The organism is Levilactobacillus suantsaii (assembly GCF_004115745.1).
GTDB lineage: Bacteria > Bacillota > Bacilli > Lactobacillales > Lactobacillaceae > Levilactobacillus > Levilactobacillus suantsaii.
In genome coordinates, this window is sequence record NZ_QXIL01000007.1 from 81836 (window position 1) to 107272 (window position 25437).

The 25437-nt window shown below is 50.7% G+C and carries 22 protein-coding genes; 15 read left to right on the top strand and 7 right to left on the bottom strand.

The window, feature by feature from the left end:
• Positions 1-7: 7 nt before the first annotated feature.
• A complete protein-coding gene (locus tag DXH47_RS05395) occupies positions 8-1765 on the bottom strand; it encodes a thiamine pyrophosphate-dependent enzyme (protein ID WP_129032296.1) in 1758 nt (585 codons plus the stop codon).
• A 724-nt stretch (positions 1766-2489) separates the two neighbouring features.
• Here DXH47_RS05395 and DXH47_RS12015 point away from each other — a divergent pair.
• The 11 genes from DXH47_RS12015 to DXH47_RS05445 all read left to right on the top strand — a co-directional run bounded on the left by DXH47_RS12015 (position 2490) and on the right by DXH47_RS05445 (position 17805).
• The gene (locus DXH47_RS12015) at positions 2490-3749 is read left to right on the top strand and encodes a CRISPR-associated endonuclease Cas3'' (protein WP_318531345.1); all 1260 of its coding nucleotides are present in this window, start codon (positions 2490-2492) and stop codon (positions 3747-3749) included.
• Positions 3750-5240, top strand: a complete 1491-nt coding sequence (gene cas3 / locus DXH47_RS12020; RefSeq protein ID WP_318531347.1) for a CRISPR-associated helicase Cas3' — start codon at positions 3750-3752, stop codon at positions 5238-5240.
• Entirely contained in the window at positions 5233-6912 is a 1680-nt protein-coding gene (locus DXH47_RS05405; protein ID WP_129032298.1) for a type I-E CRISPR-associated protein Cse1/CasA, read from the top strand. Before cas3 ends, DXH47_RS05405 begins: the two co-directional genes overlap by 8 nt.
• Positions 6913-6929: 17 nt before the next feature.
• Complete coding sequence (gene casB, locus DXH47_RS05410) at positions 6930-7538, top strand: type I-E CRISPR-associated protein Cse2/CasB (protein ID WP_129032300.1); 609 nt, start codon at positions 6930-6932, stop codon at positions 7536-7538.
• Complete coding sequence (gene cas7e, locus DXH47_RS05415) at positions 7538-8608, top strand: type I-E CRISPR-associated protein Cas7/Cse4/CasC (protein ID WP_129032302.1); 1071 nt, start codon at positions 7538-7540, stop codon at positions 8606-8608. The genes casB and cas7e overlap by 1 nt, the downstream gene beginning before the upstream one ends.
• Positions 8589-9311, top strand: coding sequence for a type I-E CRISPR-associated protein Cas5/CasD (gene cas5e / locus DXH47_RS05420; RefSeq protein WP_129032304.1), 723 nt, complete (start codon positions 8589-8591; stop codon positions 9309-9311). The genes cas7e and cas5e overlap by 20 nt, the downstream gene beginning before the upstream one ends.
• Positions 9312-9328: 17 nt before the next feature.
• Positions 9329-9985: a type I-E CRISPR-associated protein Cas6/Cse3/CasE gene (gene cas6e, locus DXH47_RS05425; protein WP_129032306.1), complete on the top strand. Its 657-nt coding sequence runs from the start codon at positions 9329-9331 to the stop codon at positions 9983-9985.
• Positions 9986-10463: 478 nt separating this feature from the next.
• Entirely contained in the window at positions 10464-13343 is a 2880-nt protein-coding gene (locus tag DXH47_RS05430; protein ID WP_129032308.1) for a MucBP domain-containing protein, read from the top strand.
• A gap of 233 nt (positions 13344-13576) precedes the next feature.
• Complete coding sequence (locus DXH47_RS05435) at positions 13577-14017, top strand: hypothetical protein (RefSeq protein ID WP_129032310.1); 441 nt, start codon at positions 13577-13579, stop codon at positions 14015-14017.
• A 286-nt stretch (positions 14018-14303) separates the two neighbouring features.
• On the top strand, positions 14304-16031 hold the full coding sequence (locus DXH47_RS05440) for an ABC transporter ATP-binding protein (RefSeq protein WP_129032312.1): 1728 nt from the start codon (positions 14304-14306) through the stop codon (positions 16029-16031).
• Entirely contained in the window at positions 16024-17805 is a 1782-nt protein-coding gene (locus DXH47_RS05445) for an ABC transporter ATP-binding protein (protein ID WP_129032314.1), read from the top strand. Before DXH47_RS05440 ends, DXH47_RS05445 begins: the two co-directional genes overlap by 8 nt.
• Before the next feature lie 84 nt (positions 17806-17889).
• On the opposite strand, the gene DXH47_RS05450 is transcribed toward DXH47_RS05445, so the two are convergent.
• A complete protein-coding gene (locus tag DXH47_RS05450) occupies positions 17890-18471 on the bottom strand; it encodes a TetR family transcriptional regulator (protein WP_129032316.1) in 582 nt (193 codons plus the stop codon).
• Positions 18472-18621: 150 nt separating this feature from the next.
• On the opposite strand from DXH47_RS05450, the gene DXH47_RS11650 reads away from it, so the two are divergent.
• Both DXH47_RS11650 and DXH47_RS05455 read left to right on the top strand, forming a co-directional pair.
• Positions 18622-18765, top strand: coding sequence for a hypothetical protein (locus tag DXH47_RS11650; protein ID WP_170954960.1), 144 nt, complete (start codon positions 18622-18624; stop codon positions 18763-18765).
• A gap of 23 nt (positions 18766-18788) precedes the next feature.
• Positions 18789-19457 carry an NAD(P)H-binding protein gene (locus DXH47_RS05455; protein WP_170954961.1) on the top strand — a complete coding sequence of 223 codons (669 nt, stop codon included), beginning with the start codon at positions 18789-18791 and terminating at the stop codon, positions 19455-19457.
• An 81-nt stretch (positions 19458-19538) separates the two neighbouring features.
• Here the strand turns inward: DXH47_RS05455 and DXH47_RS05460 are convergent, their stop codons facing one another.
• Both DXH47_RS05460 and DXH47_RS05465 read right to left on the bottom strand, forming a co-directional pair.
• Positions 19539-20441, bottom strand: a complete 903-nt coding sequence (locus tag DXH47_RS05460; protein WP_129032320.1) for a DNA/RNA non-specific endonuclease — start codon at positions 20439-20441, stop codon at positions 19539-19541.
• Positions 20442-20681: 240 nt separating this feature from the next.
• The gene (locus tag DXH47_RS05465) at positions 20682-21224 is read right to left on the bottom strand and encodes a PadR family transcriptional regulator (RefSeq protein ID WP_170954962.1); all 543 of its coding nucleotides are present in this window, start codon (positions 21222-21224) and stop codon (positions 20682-20684) included.
• A 157-nt stretch (positions 21225-21381) separates the two neighbouring features.
• On the opposite strand from DXH47_RS05465, the gene DXH47_RS05470 reads away from it, so the two are divergent.
• Entirely contained in the window at positions 21382-21921 is a 540-nt protein-coding gene (locus DXH47_RS05470; RefSeq protein WP_129032324.1) for a phenolic acid decarboxylase, read from the top strand.
• 282 nt (positions 21922-22203) lie between these two features.
• Positions 22204-23064 carry an aldo/keto reductase gene (locus DXH47_RS05475; RefSeq protein ID WP_129032326.1) on the top strand — a complete coding sequence of 287 codons (861 nt, stop codon included), beginning with the start codon at positions 22204-22206 and terminating at the stop codon, positions 23062-23064.
• A 166-nt stretch (positions 23065-23230) separates the two neighbouring features.
• Here the strand turns inward: DXH47_RS05475 and DXH47_RS05480 are convergent, their stop codons facing one another.
• The 3 genes from DXH47_RS05480 to DXH47_RS05490 all read right to left on the bottom strand — a co-directional run bounded on the left by DXH47_RS05480 (position 23231) and on the right by DXH47_RS05490 (position 25224).
• On the bottom strand, positions 23231-23626 hold the full coding sequence (locus DXH47_RS05480; protein ID WP_129032328.1) for an iron-sulfur cluster biosynthesis family protein: 396 nt from the start codon (positions 23624-23626) through the stop codon (positions 23231-23233).
• A gap of 127 nt (positions 23627-23753) precedes the next feature.
• Positions 23754-24179, bottom strand: a complete 426-nt coding sequence (locus tag DXH47_RS05485; protein WP_129032330.1) for an NADPH-dependent FMN reductase family protein — start codon at positions 24177-24179, stop codon at positions 23754-23756.
• A gap of 133 nt (positions 24180-24312) precedes the next feature.
• Positions 24313-25224, bottom strand: a complete 912-nt coding sequence (locus DXH47_RS05490; protein WP_129032332.1) for a LysR family transcriptional regulator — start codon at positions 25222-25224, stop codon at positions 24313-24315.
• Positions 25225-25437: the final 213 nt, after the last annotated feature.

The following is a 25437-nucleotide window of genomic DNA, read 5'->3' on the forward strand; positions in this document are numbered from 1 at the left end:
GTTAGACTTAATGGTCGTCGTGGGCCGCTAAGAGTTCACCTAACGAAGGTTGGGCCGTGACGTCGAGGTGGGAGGCCTTGGCGTAAGCGGCGATCGTAGCGGCATCGTTTTTGGCCGGGTCTAGCGGGACGTTACCGGTGCGAATCGGGTCTTCGCGGTTGATGATGGCATTGACCACGATGGGTTTCTGGTTGCCCTGGTCCTGCAGTGTTTCAATCTGGTCGAAGACCTGGGCGACTTCCGCTTTGGTCCTGACGGTAAAGCCGATGGCGCCCATGGCCTCGGCGACTTTGGCCCAATCGGCGTCGGCAAGTTCTACACCAAAGAGATGCTGCTGGTTTTCAAGCTGTTCTTCGTAAATGACCCCCAGTCGCGTGTTGGTGAAGACCACGTTGATGGTTGGGAGCTTGTATTTGACGGCGGTGATCAGGTCTTGAACGCCCATCGCAAACCCGCCGTCCCCGGAAAAGGTCCAGGATTGCGCATCGGGCCGACTCAACGCCCCGGCGATCCCCGCGGGCAACCCGAAGCCCATGGTGGCGTACAGCCCGGAGATAGCGAAACGCTGGTTCTGGTTGAGTGGTAAGCCGCGTACGGCCCACTCGGACACGTTGCCGGTGTCGACGCCAAACAAATCGTTGGGGCCGACCATTGATGCGACCTGTTGCATGACGGCCTCGGGGGCTAAGCCGTTGGTCTCATCGTCGGCACGTTCCGCCAGCCAGTTTTCCCAGTTTTGCTTGTTTTGCCGGTTTAAACGTAACCAGGCCGTTTCTGGCAGGGTTTCCTTAGTCGCAATCATCGCGCGCAAGTAGGTCTTGGCGTCCCCGATAACAGCCTCGTCAATCGGGACCGTTTTGCCGATGTCAAAGGCGTTGTTGTTGACCTGGATGATTTTCAGGGTCTTCGGCCACCCGCCAGCAAACGGAAATTCGGACCCCAAGAAGAGAATCAAATCAGCGTTTTGCACGGCTTCGAACCCCGGTTTGGAGCCTAAACGGCCGGTGGTGCCGATGGCGTTAGCGTGGCGGGTCGGTAAGATTCCGGTCGCCGGGACTGTGTTGACGACCGGTAGATTGAACTGCTCACTGAACTGAACCAGTTCGTCGCGGGCGCCCATCAGTCCGCGGCCAGCGTAAATCAGGGGGTGCTTGGCGGCCTTCAACAGGTCGAGACTGGTCTGAATCGCCTGCGGGTCAATGATCTGGGTGGTATTCGCGGCCACAACGGTTGGCGTCTTGGTCGGCGTGTACTCGATTTCCGTAGCGGAGAGGTCGTCCGGTAAGATGACCACGGCGGGACCTTGGAACTGGTACGCGGCTCGAATCGCCTGGTTGATGACGTAAGGAATCTGGGCGGCCGTGGTGACTTGGTGGTTATAAACGGCCACGTCGTTGAACATTGGTAGTTCGTCCATTTCCTGGAAGAAGTTGGTGTTCATCTGTGCTTGGTCGACCTGGCCGACCAGGGCCAACACGGGGATGTGATCCATTTTAGCGTCATACAGGCCATTAAGCAGGTGGATGGCGCCGGGACCGGCTGACCCGAAGGCCGCACTGATGTGACCAGTGAATTTCGCGTCGGCCACGGCGGCTAAAGCGCCGACTTCTTCGTGGCGGACCTGGATATACTGCAGGCGGTCCTGTTCTTGGTAGAGGCCCTCAATCACGTGGTTAATGGTGCCACCGGGAATCCCATAGATGTGGGTGATGCCCCAGTCTTCGAGCACTTTGACCAAGGCCTGTCCGGCAATCATTTTTGTCATGTTCGTTCGCTTCCTTTGGCTAAAAGTCGTCTGTTTAAATAAGACGAGGCTAGCATAGCCGCTAGTGGGGAAGCGGGGGTGGGAAGTGCTGTTGAAAATGTGACGCGAGCGTTTTATGGGAAAATGAGTGACAAGAAAGCAAGGAGGCGTTGGCTAAGAAACGAGTGGGGCTGGTTCTGGAAATTGATTAACTGGTATTTGGGTAACGCACGGATTGAAAATCAACCGTGTCTTTTTTGCGTTAAGCACCTGTTGGGTGAGCGATGAAGTTATAATTTGGGGAACAAAGGACGAACTAATAAAAAATAGCTCTTTGCAAAATTTAAAACGCCGGTCTGACAGGGATTCTTTAGTGTGTTCCCCACGCATGTGGGGGTGATTCCCACTCTACCCGAATCCGAAACATAGCGAAGATGTGTTCCCCACGCATGTGGGGGGTGATTTAAAATTTATTTTGGAGGAAAGACATGTGTGGTGGGCTGTTTTTGATTATGATAGGTGGATTGCTGCTATGGATAATAATCCAGGTACTTTTGGGGTAAAGACACAGTTAATCAGAATAAAGTAGTTTTATATTCCCCAAATGGCTAACCGAAAGGGGGTGGTTGCAGAATCAAAGTAAAGTGATAGCTCAAAGTAGGAATCGAAGTGACGGCACCTCGAAAAAGAGTTTGAAAAAGTTAGCCACAATTAGCGGAACTTACTAGGGGGAGGTGATTGAATCATGGCGTTATCGGCTCAAAGTAGCGCTCTCTGGGCAAAAAAGCGATCGGTGGATGGTCATCACTTATGGTTGCCATTGATCACTCATTTAGTGGATGCCCAGAACGTCATTAACTGGTTAATGAATCACTGGTTAGCCGAAGGTCAACGGCAGCTATTGTGTCAATCCTTGTCGGCGGAAGATTTGCAGAAATTAGTGAAGTTTTTAGGATTTATGCATGACTTGGGGAAGGCCACTGCGGCGTTTCAATTAAAGCCGGCTTACAATGGCGACCAGGAACTGGATCACGAGTTACGCGACCAGTTGACCTTCAACGGCTTTCAAGGGTTAGATGATGTGGCCTTGGCCCGCAAATCACCCCACGCGCTTGCCGGGGAAGCCATTTTAGAAAGCTTTGGGGTCCCAGTTGCCATCGGGGCTATCATCGGTGGGCATCATGGGAGGCCGGCCGACCGTCGTCCGCGAAAACAATTACGGACCTACACCGCGAACTACTGGCAAAGTGATCAGAATGCCGCGCTGCAAGCGCCTTGGCAACAAGTGCAGTTGGAGTTGTTTCACTACGGGTTGTCGTTGTCTGGTTATCAGCATGTCGCGGAAATTCCGTCAGTGGGACAACCGCAGGCCGTGATTTTGGAAGGCTTGTTGATTATGACAGACTGGCTAGCCTCAAGTGAATTCTTAGATGATGACACCCAAATGCCGCTGTTCCCGTTAATTGGGGTAGCAGACACATGGCAAGATGTCGATATGACGGCCCGGTTTCAACAGGCGATTTTAGCTTGGCGGCGTGAAGATAAGTGGGCGCCCCAAGCTGTTAAAACAAGTTCTGACCCTTATCAAGCCCGGTGGGGGTTTCAACAAAATTCGGTCCAGAAGGTGATGACAGAAGCAATCAGTCAGACACTTGATCCTGGCATGATGATTGTAGAAGCGCCTATGGGGCTGGGAAAGACGGAGTTAGCGCTGGTCGCCACGGAAGAATTGGCTTATAAAACGCAGCGAGATGGGCTCTTCATGGGATTGCCTACGCAGGCAACGACGAATGCTATGTTTGCCCGGGTAAATACCTGGTTAGCCCAGTTGGCCGACCGCCAAGGTGAAAAGTTACAAATCAAATTGTTACACGGAAAAGCGGAATTCAATGAGTTATACCGGCATTTGCCGCGCGCGACTAACGTGAATCAAGGACACTCAAATGCTGAAACTGAGCAGGTTGAATCCGTTATGGTGAACGGCTGGTTTTCGGGGAAAAAATAGATTTTAGCGGACTTTACAGTTGGAACGATTGATCATCTGCTCTTGATGGGGTTAAAACAAAAGCACCTCTTTTTGCGGCATTTGGGCCTGAGTAACAAAGTTGTCATCATCGATGAAGTACACGCTTACGATGCCTATATGAATCAGTATTTGTATCAAGCGATTGAGTGGTTGGGTGCGTACCACGTGCCCATCGTGGTACTTTCGGCAACGCTACCGAAGGTGAAACGTAACGCGTTACTTCAGGCGTACGCCAAGGGAAAGTATGGCACGAAGCAATTAACGGGGCCGTCGGGGTGGGAAGCGACCCAAGCTTACCCGTTACTGAGTCTTTTAGACGGCAAGCAAGTTCGGCAAGTCACTCAATTTGCTGAGGCGGGTCCCCGGCAGGACGTTAAAGTCCAACGATTAACGCTCGAAGATAATGACTTGATGGCGCATGTGTTGAAACGGTTGAGTGGTGGTGGGGTCGCCGGACTCATCGTTAACACCGTCAAACGAGCGCAGGCGTTAGCTGATTTGGTTCCAGCTGCTGAAGAGGTCCTGATTCTCCATTCCGCTTTCTTAGCGCCGGACCGTGAAAAACAGGAGCAACGGTTACAAGCGGTCATCGGCAAACAGGGCAAGCGACCGGCTAAGTTGATTGTGATTGGCACCCAGGTCCTAGAGCAGTCGCTAGACATTGATTTTGATGTTTTGTATACCGATATCGCCCCCATGGATTTACTGTTACAACGGGCGGGGCGGTTGCATCGGCATCAAATCAAACGGCCACAAGCGCTCCAGACACCACAGCTTTACGTCATGGGGAGTCAAACAACGGGTCAGTATGGAGCGGCTAACGAAGCCATTTACGAAAAGTATCTGTTGCTTCGTACGGATTATTTCCTAAATGACACCTTGAAGTTGCCGGCGGATATCTCACCGCTAGTTCAGGCTGTTTATGATGAAGCCGCTCCGGTTGAGATACCAGGAATCGAAAAGGCGTTGGAAAATTTTAACCGGCATCGATGTCAAGAACAAAGGAAGGCCCAGGCGTTTCAAATTGACGAACCAGATTTGGATGCTGATGCGACCATCTTAGGGTGGCTGGAACGGCCACAAGAAGAGGTGGCTAATGACGATCAAAAGGCGAGTGCTGCGGTACGGGATATCCAAGAAACCTTGGAAGTCATCCTGATTCAACAGACTGCCAAGGGGGATGTTTTACTCGATGGCCGTCCCTTGAGCCAGGCACCTGATTGGGAAATTGCACAACAGGTTATTCGCTTACCCGCTGCCGTAACACCGGTGTATCAATTAGACCAAACTATTGCAGATTTGGAAAAACGGACGAGTCGGCATTATGCAGCATGGCGTGAAAGTGTGTGGTTACGAGGAGCGCTAGCGTTGCCGCTCAATGAAACGTTAGAAACGGATTTGGGAAACTGGCATTTGTCCTACGCAACTACGACAGGATTGCGTTACATAAAGGGGGAGGATTATGGGTGAAAAAAGCTTCAATTTAACGACCGAACCATGGCTCAAAGTGATTGATCAAGCGGACCACGAGAAAATGGTTTCGCTGATAGAGTTATTTGAAAATGCTCCGGATTACCAACGACTGGCCGGAGATATGCAGGCACAGGATTTAGCGGTTTTCCGGTTACTGCTGGCAATTTTGACCACGGTTTATTCACGGGTTGATATGGCGGGAAACGCCTACGATTGGGCTGTGGCTATTGAACAAGCTGGTTACCAGGCAGAAGCCGAGTTTAGTCGCAAGACGATTCAACGGGGGTTACTGAAAACTTGGCGTGACCTCTACCGAGCCGGAGCATTTTCAACGGCAGTGACTAAGTACTTACAGCAACAAGCGGACCGGTTTGATTTATTTGGGGAGCGGCCTTTTTACCAGGCAACGACGACTGATTACGATGCTTTGGTTCCTACTAAGAAGCGGGTGGCCACGGGAAACGGGCAAGTTGCTATCAAACAGATTAATCGGCAAGTTTCTGAAAGTGGTAGTACACCCGCCATTTTTGCACCCAAAGCGGGCGATGCTAAGAATACGTTGACCCTGGCCGAATTAACTCGTTGGTTGGTCACCTACCAGAACTTTACGGGAGTGACCGATAAAACCAAGATTGAAACGACTGAGAAATTTGCTAATTCGGCGGGGTGGGTCTACCGATTGAGCCCGGTTTTTGCTAACGGAGAAAGTTTGTTTGAAACCTTGATGTTGAACTTGGTTTTAACGGGGAAACAAGACCCGTACGCCCCACAACTTCCGGTTTGGGAAGAATCAATCGCGGCCCACGTTGCCCGGCGGAAGCAACAGGTTCAACCGAATAATTTAGCCGAATTATATACAACTTGGTCACGAATTTTGCATATTGAATGGACGCCGGATGATCATCCCACCATTTTCAGTGCAGGGTTACCTATTTTTGAAGCCGATAATGCGTTTATCGAACCGATGACGACTTGGCGCCACGATAAAAAAACGCATGCCGACCGACCGGCGGTGAAGGGACTCCGGTCGTTAAGCATCGCCATGTGGCGTAATTTTGGGCAGTACGTCAAGGTCAACGAAAGTGCTGCCACGCATGAACCCGGAATCGTGGTGTGGTTGCGGGATTTAAAGGACCAGAACATGATTCCGGATGACAAGCAATTGGCGCTGATGTCGGTGGGGTTGGTTAGCGACGGAAACGTCACGTCGCAAGCGCCAGCAGCCGAAATCGTTGACGATATGCGGATTAAAGCAAACGTCTTGTTTGATACTAAGTCGGATATAGGATACTGGCCAGAGCAAATTGAAGATGTCATCTTGATGACGCAAACCATCGGTAAAGATTATTATCGGTTCTTGGCCAATGTTGGTCGAATTCGTAACTTAGATGCGACCGCATTTGCAAACAAACTGAGTGTCGGGTTTTATGACCGCTTGAATGCGCCGTTCAAAGCATGGTTAGCGGGATTAAGTAATCACGATGAACGTAGCGTAAAGGTCAACGAGTGGAAAGAAACGCTGAGAAAGACTGTGTTCACGGCGGCCACGGACGTTATGCAATCGAGTTCTTCGCGTGATATTACGGGACTTGCGGGGGAAAAGGGACCAGATAATATTTTCACCGCTAAAAATTGGTTACAACATAATGTAAAAGTACATCTGAGTTAGAGGAGGCGTGAAGCTAAATGGCGACGTATGAAGTTGAAAAAATAACAGCCAATATCATTGGCGAACTCTATAATCATGGCAATCTGAACAAAGGTGTTTTGGCAAGTATCAGGGACTCGGCGACCTTGGTGGGTCCGCGAGCACAGGCGGCTTGGCCCGTGATGATGATGTATTTGACGCCCCAAATGCTCAGCAAGACGGGACAACCAACACGAGCAGAAACGGCGATCTATACCGCGATGCGACTGTATGCGATTCATCAGCAAAGTAAAGATCAGTTAGTTTATGGGTCGGCGTTTGATTCAAATAAAGAGCTCAAAGGAAAATCTTTGTTTGTGGCTTTGGCAGAATTACGTCAGGATGACGATACCAGAGTTGCGCTTGACCGGCGGGTGCAACAGCTTTTAGGAACGACCAACGTTAACAGTATTATTACCGGGATTACCCACCTTGTAGGCATGTTGAAAGCTAATAATTGGGCACAGAAAATCGATTATGCGCAGTTGGCCCAAGATTTCCATAGTCTTCAAGCCGGGTACGACCAGGCCAACCGCGTCCGTTTACGGTGGGGCCAAGCTTATTTTCGACCAGTAGCGACCACTAAATCTGAAGGGAAGAAAAACTAATGAAAAACTTATACGTAGACTTGAGCGTTATTCAGACGGTACCATCTTCAAATATCAACCGGGATGATACGGGATCACCTAAAACCGCTTTGTATGGTGGCGTCACTCGCTCCCGCGTCTCGTCACAGAGCTGGAAACGAGCGACCCGGTCAGCCTTTAGAACGGCAGGAGAAAGCACGGGAACGCGGACCAAGAAGGGGGTTCAATTATTAGCAACGAAACTCTCCGAATTGGACCCGAGTTTGGATGCGGATGCGGCCTTGGCTAAAGCAACGGAGGTTTTTGCGACAGCCGGAATTAAAATCGACAAGAAGACGGCCGAAACGGGGGCCCTGCTATTAGTGAGTCCAGGTCAAATTGAAAAATTAGCCCAATATGCCTTAAACAATACCGATTTCGACAAAAAGGAATTGAAGAAGGTCTTGCAGGGTGACCATTCACTTGATTTAGCCCTCTTTGGTCGGATGGTCGCCGATGCGCCTGAATTGAACGTCGATGCATCGGCGCAGGTGGCCCATGCCATTTCCACGCACGAGGTCGTCCCAGAATTTGATTACTACACAGCCTTGGATGATCAGAAAACGGACGATACCAATGGTGCGGCTATGCTGGGAACCATCGAATTCAACTCGGCAACTTTGTACCGTTACGCCAACATTAATTTAACCGAATTAAGTCGCAACTTAGGCGCCGCGGATGCCATTCATGGTGTGACCACCTTTATCAAGAGTTTCTTGCTCTCAATGCCTACGGGAAAGCAAAATACGTTTGCCAACAAGACGACGCCGAGCTATGTCATGCTCACGGTACGGACGGATACGCCAGTCAACTTGGTGTCGGCCTTTGAAGAACCGGTGGTCTCTAAGGCTGGATATGTAGCAAAGTCGATTGAAAAATTAGAAACCGAGTACCGAAAAGCGTTGGACTTTGTTGAACATCCAGTAATCAATCTGGTGTTAGGTCACCCGATCTCACAAGTGGGACAACCGGTCGCAAACGTGGCGGAACTTTTAAATCAGGTTACCGAAACGCTCACCAAGGCGGTGCAACATGCAGACACTAACGATTAAGCTGACGGCCCCGTTACAATCTTATGGAAATCCGGCCTCGTTTTTGCGGCGGACGACTGGTGACTATCCGTCGAAAAGTGCCATTGTTGGCCTATTAGCCGCAGCCTTAGGTTACCGGCGAAAGGATCAGCGAACAGTTAGGCTGAATGACTTGGACTTTGCGGTGAGAATCGACCAAGTGGGTGTCGCTTTGATGGATTATCAAACGGTAGAGTGGAAGCCCAATACGCGTAAAATTACTTACCGGGATTACTTACAGGATGCTTTGTTTGTGGTGGCGTTAGGGAGCAATGACGATGCATTGATTGAGCAATTAGTTGAGGCACTGCGCCATCCTAAATTCCAGCCATTTCTAGGACGGCGGGCGAACGTACCGGCGGGGCCGTTACAGGTTCAAACGTTTGCGGATGCATCGCCAATTACGGTTTTAAGTGAAATCTTACCTTGGCAAGCGGCGGCTTGGTACCAACGACAAATTTGGTATCGGAAACAAACGGCGCAGGTTGCAGTTGACTTAGTGGCGGATGCAGCTTTGTTACCAGATCAGACGCGAGTTATGGTTAAAGATCGGATGGTGTCGTTTGACCAACGGCATCGGCAGCATGGTTTTCGTGCAGTTGCTGCAAAGCAACTGCACTTTGACAACCCATATCAGCAACGAATGAGTGGCGAAACACAGCAAAATCCATTGGCATACTTATAGAGGGAAGGGGCACACTTATGTACCTATCACGAGTGGAAGTTGATCGGCAGAACCGCTATAAAATCAGAGATTTAACGCATCTGGGGGCCTACCACAACTGGGTTGAACAGAGTTTTCCTCGGGAAGTGGCAGCTGGTAAACGACCACGCCACCTTTGGCGATTGGACCGGTTAGCGGGGAAAGAGTACCTATTACTGGTGAGTGAAGCGGCACCGGACAAGGCAAAATTGGAACGCTATGGGGTTTTAGGAACCGTTGAAATTAAGTCGTACGATGACTTTTTGCAACAATTACAACCGGGTCAAGTTTTGCAATTCCGACTGACAGCCAATCCAACGCATAAAGTAACTAAGCCTGGCCAGCGCCAAGGACGGGTCTTACCCCATATCACGGTGATGCAACAACGCAAGTGGTTGGCTGACCGGGCCGAAAAGCACGGCTTTCAACTAATCATGCGCGACCAAGATGAGGCTAATTTGGCATTTGATGTGGTGAATCGTGATTGGCCGCAGCTACAGCGTAAAGCGCACTCGGGAGCTCGCCTGAGTCGGGTCAGCTTTGAAGGCTTTTTGAAAATTACAGATTTGGCCCAGTTCCAGCAAACTTTAACTCGAGGCTTAGGTCGTGAGAAAGCCTTTGGCATGGGGTTGATGACGGTGGTCCCAGAGGGCTAGCTGATGGCGAAGAATATGGGCGCCAAGAAACCGAAACGAATCGAGTTAGGACGTGTCCGGGACCAGGCGACCTTTCTTTATTGGGCGCCTTAGGAGTGTAGCTTGATAAAATGAAAGAGATTTAAACTAAGTTCAAGGTGTATCACTTGATGGGGCCAGCCGTACACGGCCCTATTTTTAGTGACTATAAAATCAGATTTATAATTGGTCACTTCTATGTTGAATTACTGATGTAGAATATGATTATGGCCGTATTTTGAAATATGTGTAATTGAAAGATTGGGATGATTTTCTTTGGAAGGCTCACTTAAAGAGTTCATATCTAAGCGATTGCTCTTTAAATAGGAATTACGTTCTCGTTAAATGTTTTAATATATTGCTTATTATGCGTTACGATAGTACAGTAGTGCTAGCAACTGTGATTAAGCATATTAAATGTTAATTTTTTGCTTTATGGTTATAATATAAGGAGATACCAATGGAGATAACTAAAAGGAAAAAATTTATAGCATCAACTCGGTGGTTAAGCGTGGTGGCCTTAACGTTAGGAGCTATAGGGACGACTGATAAGATAGCGCATGCAGACACAGGGGATATAACTGAGGGTACCCAGATTGAAATAACACAGTCTGAATATAATTCTCCTAATAATGAGATTTTAAAGAAAAAAATAGCAAAGCAATCGTCTGTGGATTCAATGGAACAGACGAGTACAGGTGAACCAGTAAGTTCAACGAGCACCTCTAAGGCTAGTAGAGCCACGAATCCGACACCTGATAAAGTAGAAACTACTGCAAGGGTGAAATCAACTGTCCCGAATAAACTAAAAAAAGGGCAAGAAATAACGCCTAATTTGGGAAAATCACCCCAAAAGATAAGTAAGACCTCAGTCCCGACTGAATCGTTAGTCAGACGAAAATCACTGCCGACGATGCCAGCTAATGGGTATAAAATGGAGCAGATTAAGCCTGTCGCTACCCCACTTGTTCGGTCGGTACAATCAGTACATACAGTGGGTAGTAGTGCTATATCACGAACGTCTAAAACCGCTAAGAATGATAAAAGATTGCTTATAACACCAAAGTCTGGGGAGCAAATTCAGAAAATTCAGGATACTACGTTAAAACTTGGCATTGATGAGTTATTACCCGATAAGAATCTCCAGCAATTGGTGCTTTATGCATTACAGCAGCAGAAGCTAGCTGTGACAACTCCAACGGATATTACGCAGGATATGCTCAAAAAGTTGACGAAGCTCGACGTTGACGATAAGACGGGTAGCAATAAACAGAAAAAGGATCAAAACTTTTATAATGCTGTTAATGGGGTGCAATCGCTGGCCGGCTTGAAATACGCTACTAATTTAACCCGGTTAGTTATTACACCGGATACACATACTGGATGGGGAAGAGCTAGTGGAAATCTGCAAAATATTTCAGACATACAAGCGTTGTCGAATCTCACGTTTGTGAACTTTGATCGCAATAAAATTAAAAATACAAAGGATTTTGCCAACCTTAAGGCATTAACAAATCTTAGTTTGAGCCATAATCAAATCAATGATTTATCAGGAATCGCTAATTTAACGAATCTGACCACTATTAATTTTGATGCTAATAAAATTAGCGATATTTCGGCGTTAACCAAGTTGGTCAATTTGCAAGTTATTTCTCTGAGCAAGAATGACATTACGGACATTTCTGCTTTGAAAGGAATTACGGCTATTCCGAAGAATATGAATTTGGGCTACAACCATATTTATGATATAACACCGGTCTTGAGCCTGAGCTGGCAACCGTTTTTTGGTCCAGATCCCTACTATGTGATTTCAGCCGGTAATCAGACTTTGGTTTTGGATCAGGCAATTCTAAATCCTACCACAAAAACGCTATCGACCTGGTCTTTCGCGTATGATAATTTGACCAATTTTAATGAAGTTATGGACGGTTATCCCAAACGAGACACTCAACCAGCGAACGATCTTAGCCACTCAGATGGCCGCTACAACACAATTGGAAATAGTCGTTGGATTACGTGGTATGATTTGACCGGTGGGTCTTTAAACCTCAACTGGCATGTTGCGAGAGGCGACAGTTATGAACAGCAACAGCTAGCAGCTCCAAATGGCTTGACATTCAATGGCACGATTGAAATTCCTTACACCTTGCGAGATGATATGGGTTCGGTAACGGTGAACTTTAAGCTTGATGATGGAGTGAATATCGCCCCATTCCAGATTTTAAGTGGCGCGGTGAACAGTCAGTTTGATGTTTTGAATCCGGCAACGGTTCAGGCGACCATCAGTGAGCTGAACCGGCGGGGATTTATTTATGAATACCCCCGAAAGAGTAGTCTTGACCTATCTACTGTCACTAAAGAGTCTATGGGAACTTATGGCACAGACAGCCAAAACGTCGCCTTAGTTTTTACCCTGGGCCAGCGGATTCACTTCGTTGACGAACAAGGGACGACTATTCAGGATGATGTGGTGAAAACTGGGGCCGCTGGGACCACTTGGACCACGACGATTCCCGAACTTAAAGGGTATACATATGACCGGGTTGAAGGAAGTACGCCTACAGCGCAAACGTTGAGCGGGAAGTTTGTTGAATATAGTCCGGATATTAATATTATCTATAAAGCCGACCAGAAACCCGTAGTCCCAGTGAAGCCAGGTCAACCGAATCCGCCGGTGACTCCAGAAACGCCATCCACTACGGGTACCGTTACCGTCCACTATCAAACGACGACGGGGCAAGAGTTAGCCAGCCAGATTCTGACGGGAACCGTGGGGCAACCCTATGCCACGATGGCGCGGACCTTTACGGGGTATCAACTCGATCGGGTTCCCGCGAATACCTCCGGAACGTACACTGCAACTAATCAAAATGTCGTGTACGTTTATACGGTCAATGTGGCGACGCCGAAGCCAGTCCCGGTCCCAACTCCCGAACAACCAGCAGCAAACAATAACGGTGATCAAATTGCCACGGACGACTTAGCCCCACAAACTGGGAAGATTACAGCGGTTATAACGGGTGCGGCCGTCCAGTCTACTAATGGACCACAAGTAGCGAGGGTAGCACCGTCGTCGTCGTTGAAGTACAAAGGCAGCGAGCCAGCGCAACTAACGAAAGCGTCGTTGCAACAAGCAACGATTGGTGGCTCAGAAAATAAAATCACTAAGTCAGTGCTACAACGATCTGCAGTCAATGGTTCAAGGAAGGTGGCTGTTAAATCGGGGCTGCTACCACAGACTAATTCACAACCCAAGAAGAGCTGGTTAGGGTGCTGGTTAGGGTGGCTGTTATTAGTTTTGAGTGGTGGTATCGTTGGTTTGAAGCGGAAACACGACTAGGGAAAAATTAAGTAGTTTGAAATGAGTTGATAGTTTCTAAGGCGCTCTACGATTGTTGAATCTAACAATTGTGGGGCGTTTTGCTCGTTGGGCATTATCCACGCACGATTAGCAGGATTCTGCTGACGTCGTTAATAATCTGCTGAGTCTAATATCCCATTATTTGAGGCTATATCCATTTCAGCTAAACAGGAGTAAAATTAAACCATCTTAAAGGTTTGGAGGAAATACATATGAAGATTGGCAAACTAATCTTGGCGGGAGTAACAGGGGTGTTACTCGTTGGTGGGTTGACCACGACGGCTTCTGCTTCGAGTATGAAAAAGGGTACACCCAAGGTCTTACGCGGAACTTGGTACACTAAATATCATAAAATGAAGCAACCAAAAGGCTATCACCGTTACCAAATCCGGGTTAAAAAGCATGTGGCCTGGATGTATGATTTAATCTACAATAAGCATAAAAAGATAACCACTAATACGGCCAATTTTGGGATTGATAAGGGATTACACTACAAGAAAGTGACTAAAAACAAGTATCAGGTTTGGGGGCATGCCTGGAACGATACAACGACAAAACACTATACTTTTACCCTGTCCAAGCACAATAAAAAGGTTAAAGTCTGGCAAAAAACTGGTCACCACAATAAATATTGGGATACTTTCTATAAATAAACCGGCTGATTTAAGTGGCCAGTAACATTTCAGGCTCATCACCCCTAGACCATTTCGTCTAGCCGTGATGGGCCTTTTGTCTACTCACAATTAACCCGTCCGTCCAACAACTAACTCCTCACCAACTTGTGCTGGTGAACGTTTTACCGTGTTAAAGGGTGCAATATCGTGTATAATCTGTGCAAACGGGCGTTGTCGCGAGTGGAAAATTGGGGGCTTTCACCAGCGCAACGGTCCGAAATTGTGACCGGAAGCCCCGTTTCCGGTTCGAAGGAGGAACTCAGGAATGAAAACTTTAATGCCCTACTTTCGACGCTACCACCGCGATGTGTGGGGTGCCATGGTGTCGTTAGTGGCCCTGGTCTTTGCCACCCTGTGGCAGCCGCGGCTGTTACAGGTGGTCATGGAAGCCATCATTAAAAACGACCAGAACACGATCCTGCAACAGGGACTCTTCCTATTAGGTCTGGCCGTCATCGGGATCATTGGCGGAATCATCAACACCGTTTATTCAGCGCGGATTGCGCTGGGGGTGGCCACCGACTTACGGGCCGACGTCTACCGGCACGTGCAATCCTTTGCCTACGCGGATGTCGAACATTTCTCCGCGTCTAACTTGGTGGTGCGGATGACTAACGACATCAACCAGGTCCAACAGATTGTTATGGCTGGTTTCCAGCAAATCACGCGGATTCCGCTTCTGTTTATCGGGGCGCTGATCTTAGCACTGGTGACCATGCCGCAGCAATGGTGGGTCATTTTGGCCATGATGGTCATTATCCTGATGGTTTCCGGGTTAGCGGTCAAACGCATGACCGTGTACTTCGGCCAGACCCAACAAGATATTGAAAGCGTTAACACAGTTGCCCGTGAAAACCTAATGGGGATTCGGGTGGTCAAATCATTCGTCCAAGAAGGCGCCGAAATCAACAAGTTTTCCCAACGTTCCGATGCACTGACTGGTGTGACGGCTAAGATTGGCTACTGGTTCGCCATTTTGATGCCGGCTTTCTTCCTGACGGCTAACTTGGCGGTCGGCGTGGCGGTCTACATCGTGGGGCAAAACATCAGCACACACCCTGGTTACCTGGCGGCCATCACCAGTTTTATTTCTTATTTGATGCAGATCCTCTTTGCCGTAATCAATGGTGGCTTTTTAATGACGTTTGCCTCTCGGGCCATTATCTCGTTGGGCCGAATCAGCGAAGTCTTAGAGACCAAGCCTAGCATGACCTACGTCGATGGTTCCGCCGAACCAGTCGGGGGCGATATCGAGTTCGACCATGTCAGCTTTACTTATCCCGGCGACGACCGGCCGACGCTAAAGGACGTCAGTTTCACCTTGAAGGCGGGGCAAATGCTCGGCATCGTGGGGGCGACCGGCTCCGGGAAAACGACTTTGGCGCAACTGATTGCCCGGTTATATGACCCGGACAGTGGGGTGGTCAAAGTTGGCGGTGTCGACGTCCGCCAGTTGCCCGAAAAATCACTGCGGCGCACGGTGGCCTACGTCTTACAACGGTCGACGCTGTTTTCGGGGACCATTTCCGGGAACCTGCGGCAAGTTCAGCCGGACGCCAGCACCGGGCACATGCAGTGGGCGGCTAACATCGCCCAAGCGTCCGAGTTCATCGAGCGCTTGCCACAGACCTACGACGCCCCGGTCGAGGAGCGGTCACAAAACTTTTCTGGGGGCCAGCAACAACGCCTCGCCATTACCCGAGGTGTGATGGCCAACCCGAAGGTCCTGATTTTAGACGACGCGACGTCCGCCTTGGATGCACGCTCCGAAAAATTGGTCCAGGAAGCCTTGGACCGGGACTTGAAAGCAACAACTACCATCGTGATTGCCGAAAAAATCTCCTCGGTGCTGCATGCCGACCAGATCTTAGTGCTGGATAATGGGCGAGTCTCGGGGACCGGGACCCACCAAGACCTGGTCCGCAATAATGAGGTGTACCAGACCATCTACCGGACCCAAAAAGCGCGAGAGGAGGGGCCAACTAATGAGTGATCTGAAAAACGCCGGTAAGTATTACTGGCACTATTTAAAACGCTACTGGCGCGGCTTTATCGTCAGCAGTCTGCTGATTATCTTTTCCACTTGGTGCATCGTGGTGGCGCCGACCTATTTGGGCCGGGCGGTCGAAGAGCTGACCACCTACCTCCAACAGTGGGGCCAAGCCAGCACCCACGCGCAGGCCAGTTTGACGCCGTTCAACCACACGCTGGTGACCTACATTCTCCTGTATGTCGGCGACGCCAGCTCGCTGTTTTTAGCCAGTTTGATTTTGGCACGGGTCACCGCGTACTCCACCGGGACCATGCGGGTCGGCTTGTTCCGTAAGCTTCAGCGCTTGCGCATCAAGTACTTCGATACCCACCGAGATGGCGATATCTTGGCGCGGTTCACCTCGGATTTGGATAATATTTTTAACGCCATGAACCAAGCCTTACTGGAAATATTTCTGGCCGTGGCCCAATTTGTGGGGCTGTTGATCGTCATGTTCAACCAGAGTGCCACCATGGCCTGGATTACCATGGCGACCACGCCGTTGGCCTTGATTGTCGCGGGCATCGTGATGCACAAGGCCGGGGTGGCCGTGAACCAGCAACAAGACGATATCGGGGAATTAAACGGCTACATCAACGAACAAGTCACCGGCCAAAAGGTCTTGATCACCAACGGTCTGCAAGCCGATTCGTACAAAGGTTTTACGGGCTATAACGATAAAGTCCGCCACTCCGCCTTACGCGGGCAGATTTGGTCGGGGATTTTGAACCCGTTGATGCAGGGGATGTCCCTGTTGAACGTGGCCATCGTCATCTTCTTTGGCTCCTGGTACGCCTTGAACGGCAGCATGTCGACCGGGGCCGCTTTGGCGCTCGTTGTCGTGTTCGTGAACTATGCGCAGCAGTATTACCAACCCATCATGTCGTTGACCAGTCTCTACAGCATGATTCAACTGGCGATTACCGGGGCACGGCGGGTCGACGAAGTCCGTAACCAGCCCGACGAGGTCAATCCCGCTGACGGGCAGGTCATGCCGCCGATTCAAGCTGGGTTACAGCTAAACGATGTGCACTTCAGTTACGACCCGGGTAAGGAAATCCTGCATGGCATCACCATCAACGTCCACCGCGGCGAAATGGTGGCGTTGGTCGGGCCTACGGGGTCGGGGAAAACCACCGTCATGAACCTGTTGAACCGTTTCTACGACGTTGATTCCGGCGAGATTACCATCGACGGCACCAGTATCCAGCGGTTCGACTTGAATTCTTTGCGCTCAAACGTAGGGATTGTCCTGCAAGAGCCGCAACTCTTTACTGGCACCATCGCGGACAACATCCGCTACGGGGATCCGGCAGCGGGGATGGACCGGGTGGTGGACGCCGCCAAACAGGCCAACATTCATGACTTCATCGTCAGTTTACCGGACGGCTACGACACCATCGTGTCCGACGAACAGAGCGTCTTCTCGGCGGGGCAAAAACAACTGATGTCGATTGCCAGAACGATTCTGACCAACCCGCGGCTCTTGATTCTGGACGAAGCCACGTCGAACGTTGACACGGTCACCGAAGCCCGCATCCAGGCCGCCATGGATAACGTCATCCAGGGTCGGACCAGCTTCGTGATCGCCCACCGGCTGAAAACGATTCTCAATGCCGACAAGATTGTCGTGCTCCGGCACGGGGAGATCATCGAGCAGGGGAACCACGAGACGTTATTGGCCGAAAATGGCTTTTATGCGGAACTCTACCGTAATCAAATGGTCTTCGATTAATCAAAAACAACGAGGCACCCACCATAAAGTTTTCGGTGGGTGCCTCGTTTTAGTTAAGCGATGTTTCACGTGGAACATTATCCTTCAGAGCGGGCGTTTGAACAGGTCATTTTTGGTGAACGGGTAGGCCGCGTAGGCACGTTTGAGAAAGGCGGGGGCCTGCTGGTACTGCAGGGTCGCTAGGTCGCGTAACGCTACGTTACCGGTGTCCGTCAGCCATTCCGCAAAGAGACCCATGGTCCCGTAAGAGTGGTACTTGATACGGAGAATCTGGGCCGCCGTGGCGGGATGGCCCGTGGTCGCTTGAAGGGCGGTCGTTGCCGTTTCAACGTTGAACCGCTGGATATAGCGGTTGATGGCGTTTTGGGTGTCGACCGTGTAAGCGCGGCGGTACAGGGTCTTGTGTCGGGCGATGCGTTCCAGGTTTTGGGTGATACGGGCTACGGTAAAGGCGGGGTCTTGGTCGGCGTACACGCTGGCGAAGTCGGTCAAAAAGATCCAGGCGACCAGCGCGTATTTGTCGTGAAAGTGGTAGTAAAAGGTCTGAGGCACGGTTCCGCAACGCCGACACAGCGTCACGACACGAATCTGCGCCAGCGGGGTGGTTTGGAGCATACGGTTCAATTCTTGGGCGAACTTCAATTTAGTGGTATCCGGGTCAGACATGGGGGAACTTCCTTTCAGGCGTTTTGCTTTCAGTATACTCGCTTGGCCGGTTGATTTAGATAAAAGTCGCTTTTTATCTAACGTCATACAGTCCCCACCGTGCTAAGGTAAAAGCAATTCAACGACTCAATGAAAGGATGCGAGAGCACAATGAATATTATGGTAACGGGAGCCGCCGGGGGTTACGGCAGCGCTGCTTTGACCGTCTTAAAAGACTTGGTGCCAACAGCCACGTTGTACGGGTTAGTCCGCCATCACAATCAAGTCGCGACTTTAGAGGCCATGCCCGGTTAGGAGATTACGCTGATGCAGGCGCGATGGTCGCCGCGTTTAAGGGCATCGACCGGGTCCTCTTCGTTTCGACGCCCCAGCCGGACATCCAACAAAACGTGGTCCAGGCGGCTAAAACCAATCACGTCAGTTACATCGCTTATACCAGTATCTACGCGCCGGATTTACCGCAGTTCGGGCTGGAAATCAGTCACCGCCAGACCGAACAATGGTTGCGCGACTCCGGTTTGCACTACACGATTTTACGCAACGCGTGGTACACCCGGGTCCAACAAGGCTTGATTAATTTGGCGGCGAAAACCCACCAACTCCCGTACTTTTCCGGGGATGGCGTGATTTCATCGGCCTTGAGACGCGAATACGCGGAGGCCGGCGCCCGGGTCATCGTGGCCGCTACCGCCAGCCCCATCGTGACGCTGGCGGGCAAGCCCTACACCTATCCCGAGTTGGGGACCGCTATCGGAACGGCACTGGGCGCACCGGTAACTAGTACCGCGGTCAGTGAGACCGAGACCAAGGCACAACTGACCCAAGCCGGCGTCGATGCCACCTTAGTGGGGATGGCTGTGGCTTACCAGGACTACACCCGCAAAGGGCAAAACGGGGAAGCTGCTGCTGACCCGACCGAGTTTGAACGCATTTTAGGCCACCCGTTGACGCCTTTGGCAGCAGCGGTAAAGGAACTCTTGCCTTAAAGTGACCGATAACTACCAAACGCCGCCGCTCCGGAAGTTTCCGAAACGGCGGCGTTTTTGTTATTAATAATTAAAAAATAACTATTTGGCCACCCGACTATACCCGTTAGCGTAGTTCAACGTCATGCCAGGTTGTGTGTTCGGCAAATACACATTGTAGCGGATACGGTTCGATCCAATGGACTGTATCTGCATCTTAACCCCGCGGGCCAGCAGATCGTGGGACTTGAAGACCGGCGTGACGCGGTAGCGAACGTAGTGCTTGGAGCTGGCCTTCAGGTAGGCCGCCACTTTGTTTTCGTAATGCGTCATCCCCGGATCGTTCAACTCCCGTGTTCCGGTGATCAGGTTGCGCGGATTATTGTTTTGGCCGGTGAATTGGTACCCAATCAAATGGCAACGATTGTATAACCAGCCGGTCTTGATGCGCTTGTTGTGCCAAGCCGTGGGGGTGATGTAGAGCGGTTCACGTTTAGCTGTGGGCATCAGCTTACGGTTCAACATCGCGTTGGCGGCTGTGGCCCGGTTCAAGCTGTCCAGGTGACCGTACTTTTGCCAGGCCCCGTGCTTGAGCGATAACGTCGCACGGCTGAAGTTCGGCCGGTTGTGGTTCAACGTTTTGACGTGGTAGCTTTGACTCCCGCCGACGTACTTGCCGCGGGGCTTGACCTTAACCGTCCGGTGGCGTTTGACAGTCTTGCGCGCGGTCCGTTTTTTGATCTGTTTTTTGGTCGTTTTCTGGACCTTTTCGGTCGCCGACAGGGTCAGCCCGCGCTTTTTAGCGGTAGCTAGGGAAATACGGTAGACCTTTTTGGCCCGAGCCAACCCCCGGTCGTGGCGCTTGTAAAAGTAATGCTTCCCCGTCCGAGTCACGTACACGCTAGTCGCGTGTGCGGCCGTGGGTGGGGTCGAGATGGTCAACCCGCTCAGGACCAAGATGGTGATAACGACCCATTTGGTCCAGGCGGTGAACTGGTGAGACATTGGTGATCACTCCTCCTCTGGGATCGAGACCGTAACAACTAAACACGCAAAACAACGGTCCCGTCAATTACTTAGTTTATACCAACCAGAAATGAATCACCATCAAAACTACACGGCTACGAAAAAACTACGTCTGAAAAAGAGGTGTGACGCGCTATTTTTTAGACTACCAGGGATTTCGCAACAAAATAACCCCGTTAATCCGTAACTTATGCGGATTAACGGGGTTATTGAATAAGGCTAATGATTAGTTGCTGCTTGCCGTTCGAGCCACGCCACATAATGGGTCTCCCGTTCGATGGCGTGTTCCAAAATCAGGTAATGCCCGTAGGCCGCCTGAATAGCGTCGTCCGTAGGGAAGACCGTTTGGCGGCGGGCTTGTAAGTGCTCGACCTGGTCGCGGTGAAGCTGTAATTGTTCGGCAATCATCGGGGCTAAGCGCGGGTCATCGGCCGACTTGATGAAGTAAAGCTTCAAGATGAAGTCGTCCTTGGTCGCGGTCAGTTCCGGTGAGGGTTCACTGATCCAGGCGTTCAGCTTAGTGCGCCCCTGAGGCGTGAGCTCGTACTGCTTTTTAGCGAGCTTTTCGCCGGTGATGAGGTCCTCGTGGGTGATGTCGCCGCCGGTCTCTAAGCGCTGGAGCAGGGGGTAAATCTGGCTGTGGCTAGCCTGCCAAAACTCTCCAATCTCGTGGTCAAAGGCCCGGGTCAGGTCGTAGCCGGTCTGGGCGCGCTGGCTGAGCAACCCTAAAATAATGTATTGAAGCCGATTTCGTTGTCCGATGATGACACCTCCTGGTTCGTTTGTCTGTTTCATTGAACCAGTTATCCATAAAAAATTCAAGTTTTGGCTTGACGGGCCGTGGTAGTCTGCGATATAGTGGCACTCGTAAATTAAAACATGTAAATATAAACATGTTTAAAACGAAAGGATGACAAAAATGACAGACAAGCAATTTCAAACGCTCGACGACTTTTTAGGGACCCACTTCATTTATACCTACGACAACGGCTGGGAGTACGAATGGTACGCCAAGAACGACCACACCGTGGATTACCGGATTCATGGCGGCATGGTTGCCGGTCGCTGGGTGACCGACCAACCCGCGGAAATCGTGATGTTGACGCCCGGCGTCTACAAGGTGACCTGGACGGAACCAACCGGGACCGATGTGGCCTTGGACTCCTTGCCCAACGAACAAAAAATGCACGGAACCATCTTCTTCCCTAAGTGGGTCCAAGACCATCCCGAAATCACGGTGACGTACCAAAACGAACACATCGACTTAATGGAAGAATCCCGCGAAAAATACGCAACCTATCCGAAGTTAATCGTGCCCGAATTTGCGAAGATCACTTACATGGGGGACGCGGGTCAAGACAACGATGCTGTCATCAACCAGACGCCATACGCTGGCATGACCGATGATATCCGGGCCGGTAAGTTCTACGATGAGCACTACCGTCACACCCAAGCTTAATTTTATTTCTAATAAGTTTTAATCCAATCACAGTTATCGACAGGCCCACAACGCGTTGCGTGGGCCTGTTTTTCTTTGGCCCCGTGACCACTAAGTCACCTAGCCATCCGCGACCTAAAGTTCTTGCTTAACGAACCTGTCCGTGCGGATTGAACCCAGGACTAGCGGCCTGCTACATTAGGACTATATCCCCCGAGCGCTGGCTTTAAGCGGCGTATTTTGGTGTTCGGTAAAGTCAATAGACGTGCGTTTGGTTCCCGAAAGGAAAGGATCTAATGGACGATGATGGAAACAACACAGACGCGACAACTGGCTAATGGTCTGGCCATCCCCAGTATGGGGTTCGGGACGATTCTCCCGGCTGACCAGGTCACATCGTCCGTGGTCGCGGCGTTTAATGCGGGTTACCGGTTGATCGATACGGCGGAAGCTTACCATAATGAAGCCGCCGTGGGGGCGGGGATTCGGCAAGCCATCGCTGACGGGACGGTCACCCGCGAGAATATCTTTATCAGTAGTAAAGTCTGGTTCGTGCACCGCAGCTACCAGTCGACGTTGGACGCCTTTGACGAGTCGTTGCGGTTGTTGGGGCTGGATTATTTGGACGGTTACTTGGTGCATTGGCCGGCCAACTCGCGCTGGCACGCCAATTGGCGGGAATTGAACGCAGAGACCTGGCGAGCCTTTGAAACGCTGTACCAGGCCGGCAAAGTCCGGGCTATCGGCGTGTCGAACTTTTCGGTGCATCAGTTGGAGGCCCTTATCGCCGACACCAGCATCACGCCGATGCTCAATCAATTGGAGTATCACCCGGACTTTTCCCAACCGGAGAGCGCCCAGTTCGACCGGCAGGAAAAAATCGTGACCGAAGCCTGGCGGCCATTGGGCGGTCCCGGTGGTCACGTGTTGGCTAATTCGGTGATTCAGGAGCTGGCCCATAAATACGACCGACAACCGACGCAGATTATCTTGCGCTGGTTGACCCAGTTAGGGATTGTGCCACTACCGAAGTCGATTAATCCGGCCCACATGGCGGCTAACTTGGCGAGTTTTGATTTTAAGTTGAGTCACGCTGATTTGGATTTGATCAGTAATTTACCACAGGGCAGTACCCAGTACGACCCGGAAACGTACCACTCCTAAGGTATGCGAAAGTAATTTGTTAACTGGCAAGGGTTGAATTGTCGACCAACGTAATGGACCATCCACCTAACTGCTGCGACCGTCGCGACAGAAAACACGAATTAAAACCGTCATGGTTCATGCAACCATGACGGTTTTAATTCGTGTTTCACGTGGAACATTATGGTTAGCAGCCTTCGCCTTTAGCTTTAGTTCCAGTCTTGAAAGCAGCCAGCACGGTGGCCCCATTGGCAATCTGTACGGCGCTGTCGAGAATATGGGCATTGTCTTTCAACATAATCTGGTGATTGACAACGTCTAAGACCAAACCAGCGCTAAAGAAATAACTATCATAAGCGGAGGTCCACATGTGGAGATCCTGGGCGTTGACCAATGGTTCATCGTAGTCCGGATCGGCGGTGTCTAACACGATGAGGGTGAAGGTCGTGCCGATGCTACAGGCACCCCCGCGTAAAGAGTATTTGCCACCCCCATCATCGGCAATCAAGAGTAGTTCTTTTGTGGTCAGGTTCTTCTGGCGCAGTAACGTCAACAACTGGTCACTTAATTTTATGGTTGGCATTGCAGTCCATCCTTTCGTGGTCAGACCTAGTTTAGCCTCTTTACGGCCGTCCTGTCCAAGGATATGCTGGTCCCAAAAACGCCCATCTGGGAGAGTTCCCGAATGGGCGTTGTTCAAAACCGTTAGCTTATTTAGCGAGCATCTTTTGCGCGAAATCACGGACTAGCTTGACCTGCTTATCCTTAAGGATTCCGCCGCTTTGGCCTAAGATTTTCATGCCTTTGCCACCCATGACCTGGTGAAAATGCCCAATCACGGGGATGCCTTTTTCTTCGGCAATCTTGGTGAGTGCCTTATCCGTAACGGCTTCGGGGCCACCGGAAGTGGTGAAGAAGGCAATCTGCTTGACCTTGGCGGGGTCGAGGCTCTCCATGAAGGCCGACGCACTCTTGTCGGGGCGCATGAAGTAGGTGCCACCACCAAAGAACAGGGTGTCGGCCTGGTCAACGGGGGTTTTGACACTTTCTGCCGGAACGCCCGCCATATCCGCAATCTGTTCAGCAAAGGCCTTGATATTGCCATTACGTGTTTGATACCGAATCGCTACTGTCATCTGAATCCCTCCGTATTAAAAATCATGGTAAAAGTGGGGGTCACTAGCCGGCGTTAACGCCCAAGCGGAACCACCACTAAGGTTAGTATAGACCACTGTGGAACCGATTACAAAAGTGGTTACTGAGGGGGCGTCAGTCCCTTGCTGGGGGCTTAACGGCAGTGGCTAGGTTGGCTTTTAATCGGGCTAAAAAGAGCGTTGCGGCAGGTGACAGTCGCTGGTAGCGGCGCCAAATGAGGGTGATGGAGTCGCTAAGCGTGGGGGCTAGCGGCCGAAAAGTCAATGGTGAGAGATCATCCGTGTTGACTAGGTGGTCGAAGGTCACGACCAAACAACTGCCATTTTGAGCGAGCAGGGCCGCGTTAAAGACCAGGTTATAGGTGCCTACGATGGTCAATTGGTCGCTCACCGCTTGCCACCAATTGGCGAGATTAGTTTGCTGAAGACCCTGAGCAGAGACCATGAGGGGCCAGCCCACTAAATCAGCGGGGTGGAGGACTGATTTTTGGGCTAAAGTTGCGTCTTTGCGCAGAACGACGCCCCAGACGTCTCGTTCTGGTAACCGTAATGCGTTGAATTGGTCGACATCAATTCGAGTTTCCCCCATCAGTACCCCAAAGTCTAAGGTCCCGGCATTTAGTCGGTGAACCGTGTCAGCGGCGTTCCCGCTGTGTAAGCGAATGGTGATATCCGGATAATCTGATTGAAGCTGGCTGGTCAGGGCCATGAGACGTTGCATGCCATGGCTTTCACCGGCGCCTAAGTCTAAGTTGCCACTGATGACGGTCTGGTCGGTTTGGAGATTATTGGTGGTTTTATCGACTAAGGCCAGGATTTCTTTAGCCCGGTCGGCCAGATAGATGCCTTTAGCCGTCAGGGTAATCGTTCTTGGCCCGCGATGAAAGAGGGTGGTCCCGAGCGTCGTTTCCAGCGCTTTGATTTGTTGGGAAAGGGCGGGTTGCGACACGTGTAAATAAGTTGCCGCTTTGGAGATACTGCCCTGTTGCACAATGGTTAAAAAATAACGTAAGATACGGGTTTCCACGAAAATTCCTCCCCATTAAATTTGATGTCCGCTATAACTTTTACTAATACCTAGCCATTGTATATTGGTCTTTTACATGGGTCAACACTCTTTGTATACTGGGGCCAGTTAATCGCGTCAAGGTTGCGACGGGGCTGGTGACGTCTGATAGGGTCACCAGCTCCGTTTTGGCCAAAACTTAAACCAGATATGAGTGACATTTTAACAAGGAGG

Excerpts from the sequence above, each read along its gene's own strand:
- DXH47_RS05470 (WP_129032324.1), top strand. The coding sequence starts at position 21,382 with ATGACAGACAAGCAATTTCAAACGCTCGACGACTTTTTAGGGACCCAC.
- DXH47_RS12015 (WP_318531345.1), top strand. The coding sequence starts at position 2,490 with ATGGCGTTATCGGCTCAAAGTAGCGCTCTCTGGGCAAAAAAGCGATCG.
- DXH47_RS05445 (WP_129032314.1), top strand. The coding sequence starts at position 16,024 with ATGAGTGATCTGAAAAACGCCGGTAAGTATTACTGGCACTATTTAAAA.
- DXH47_RS05460 (WP_129032320.1), bottom strand. The coding sequence starts at position 20,441 with ATGTCTCACCAGTTCACCGCCTGGACCAAATGGGTCGTTATCACCATC.
- DXH47_RS05405 (WP_129032298.1), top strand. The coding sequence starts at position 5,233 with ATGGGTGAAAAAAGCTTCAATTTAACGACCGAACCATGGCTCAAAGTG.
- DXH47_RS05475 (WP_129032326.1), top strand. The coding sequence starts at position 22,204 with ATGATGGAAACAACACAGACGCGACAACTGGCTAATGGTCTGGCCATC.
- DXH47_RS05455 (WP_170954961.1), top strand. The coding sequence starts at position 18,789 with ATGGTCGCCGCGTTTAAGGGCATCGACCGGGTCCTCTTCGTTTCGACG.
- DXH47_RS05435 (WP_129032310.1), top strand. The coding sequence starts at position 13,577 with ATGAAGATTGGCAAACTAATCTTGGCGGGAGTAACAGGGGTGTTACTC.
- DXH47_RS05395 (WP_129032296.1), bottom strand. The coding sequence starts at position 1,765 with ATGACAAAAATGATTGCCGGACAGGCCTTGGTCAAAGTGCTCGAAGAC.
- DXH47_RS05430 (WP_129032308.1), top strand. The coding sequence starts at position 10,464 with ATGGAGATAACTAAAAGGAAAAAATTTATAGCATCAACTCGGTGGTTA.
- cas5e (WP_129032304.1), top strand. The coding sequence starts at position 8,589 with ATGCAGACACTAACGATTAAGCTGACGGCCCCGTTACAATCTTATGGA.
- cas7e (WP_129032302.1), top strand. The coding sequence starts at position 7,538 with ATGAAAAACTTATACGTAGACTTGAGCGTTATTCAGACGGTACCATCT.
- DXH47_RS05450 (WP_129032316.1), bottom strand. The coding sequence starts at position 18,471 with ATGTCTGACCCGGATACCACTAAATTGAAGTTCGCCCAAGAATTGAAC.
- casB (WP_129032300.1), top strand. The coding sequence starts at position 6,930 with ATGGCGACGTATGAAGTTGAAAAAATAACAGCCAATATCATTGGCGAA.
- cas6e (WP_129032306.1), top strand. The coding sequence starts at position 9,329 with ATGTACCTATCACGAGTGGAAGTTGATCGGCAGAACCGCTATAAAATC.
- DXH47_RS05480 (WP_129032328.1), bottom strand. The coding sequence starts at position 23,626 with ATGCCAACCATAAAATTAAGTGACCAGTTGTTGACGTTACTGCGCCAG.
- DXH47_RS05440 (WP_129032312.1), top strand. The coding sequence starts at position 14,304 with ATGAAAACTTTAATGCCCTACTTTCGACGCTACCACCGCGATGTGTGG.
- DXH47_RS11650 (WP_170954960.1), top strand. The coding sequence starts at position 18,622 with ATGAATATTATGGTAACGGGAGCCGCCGGGGGTTACGGCAGCGCTGCT.
- DXH47_RS05485 (WP_129032330.1), bottom strand. The coding sequence starts at position 24,179 with ATGACAGTAGCGATTCGGTATCAAACACGTAATGGCAATATCAAGGCC.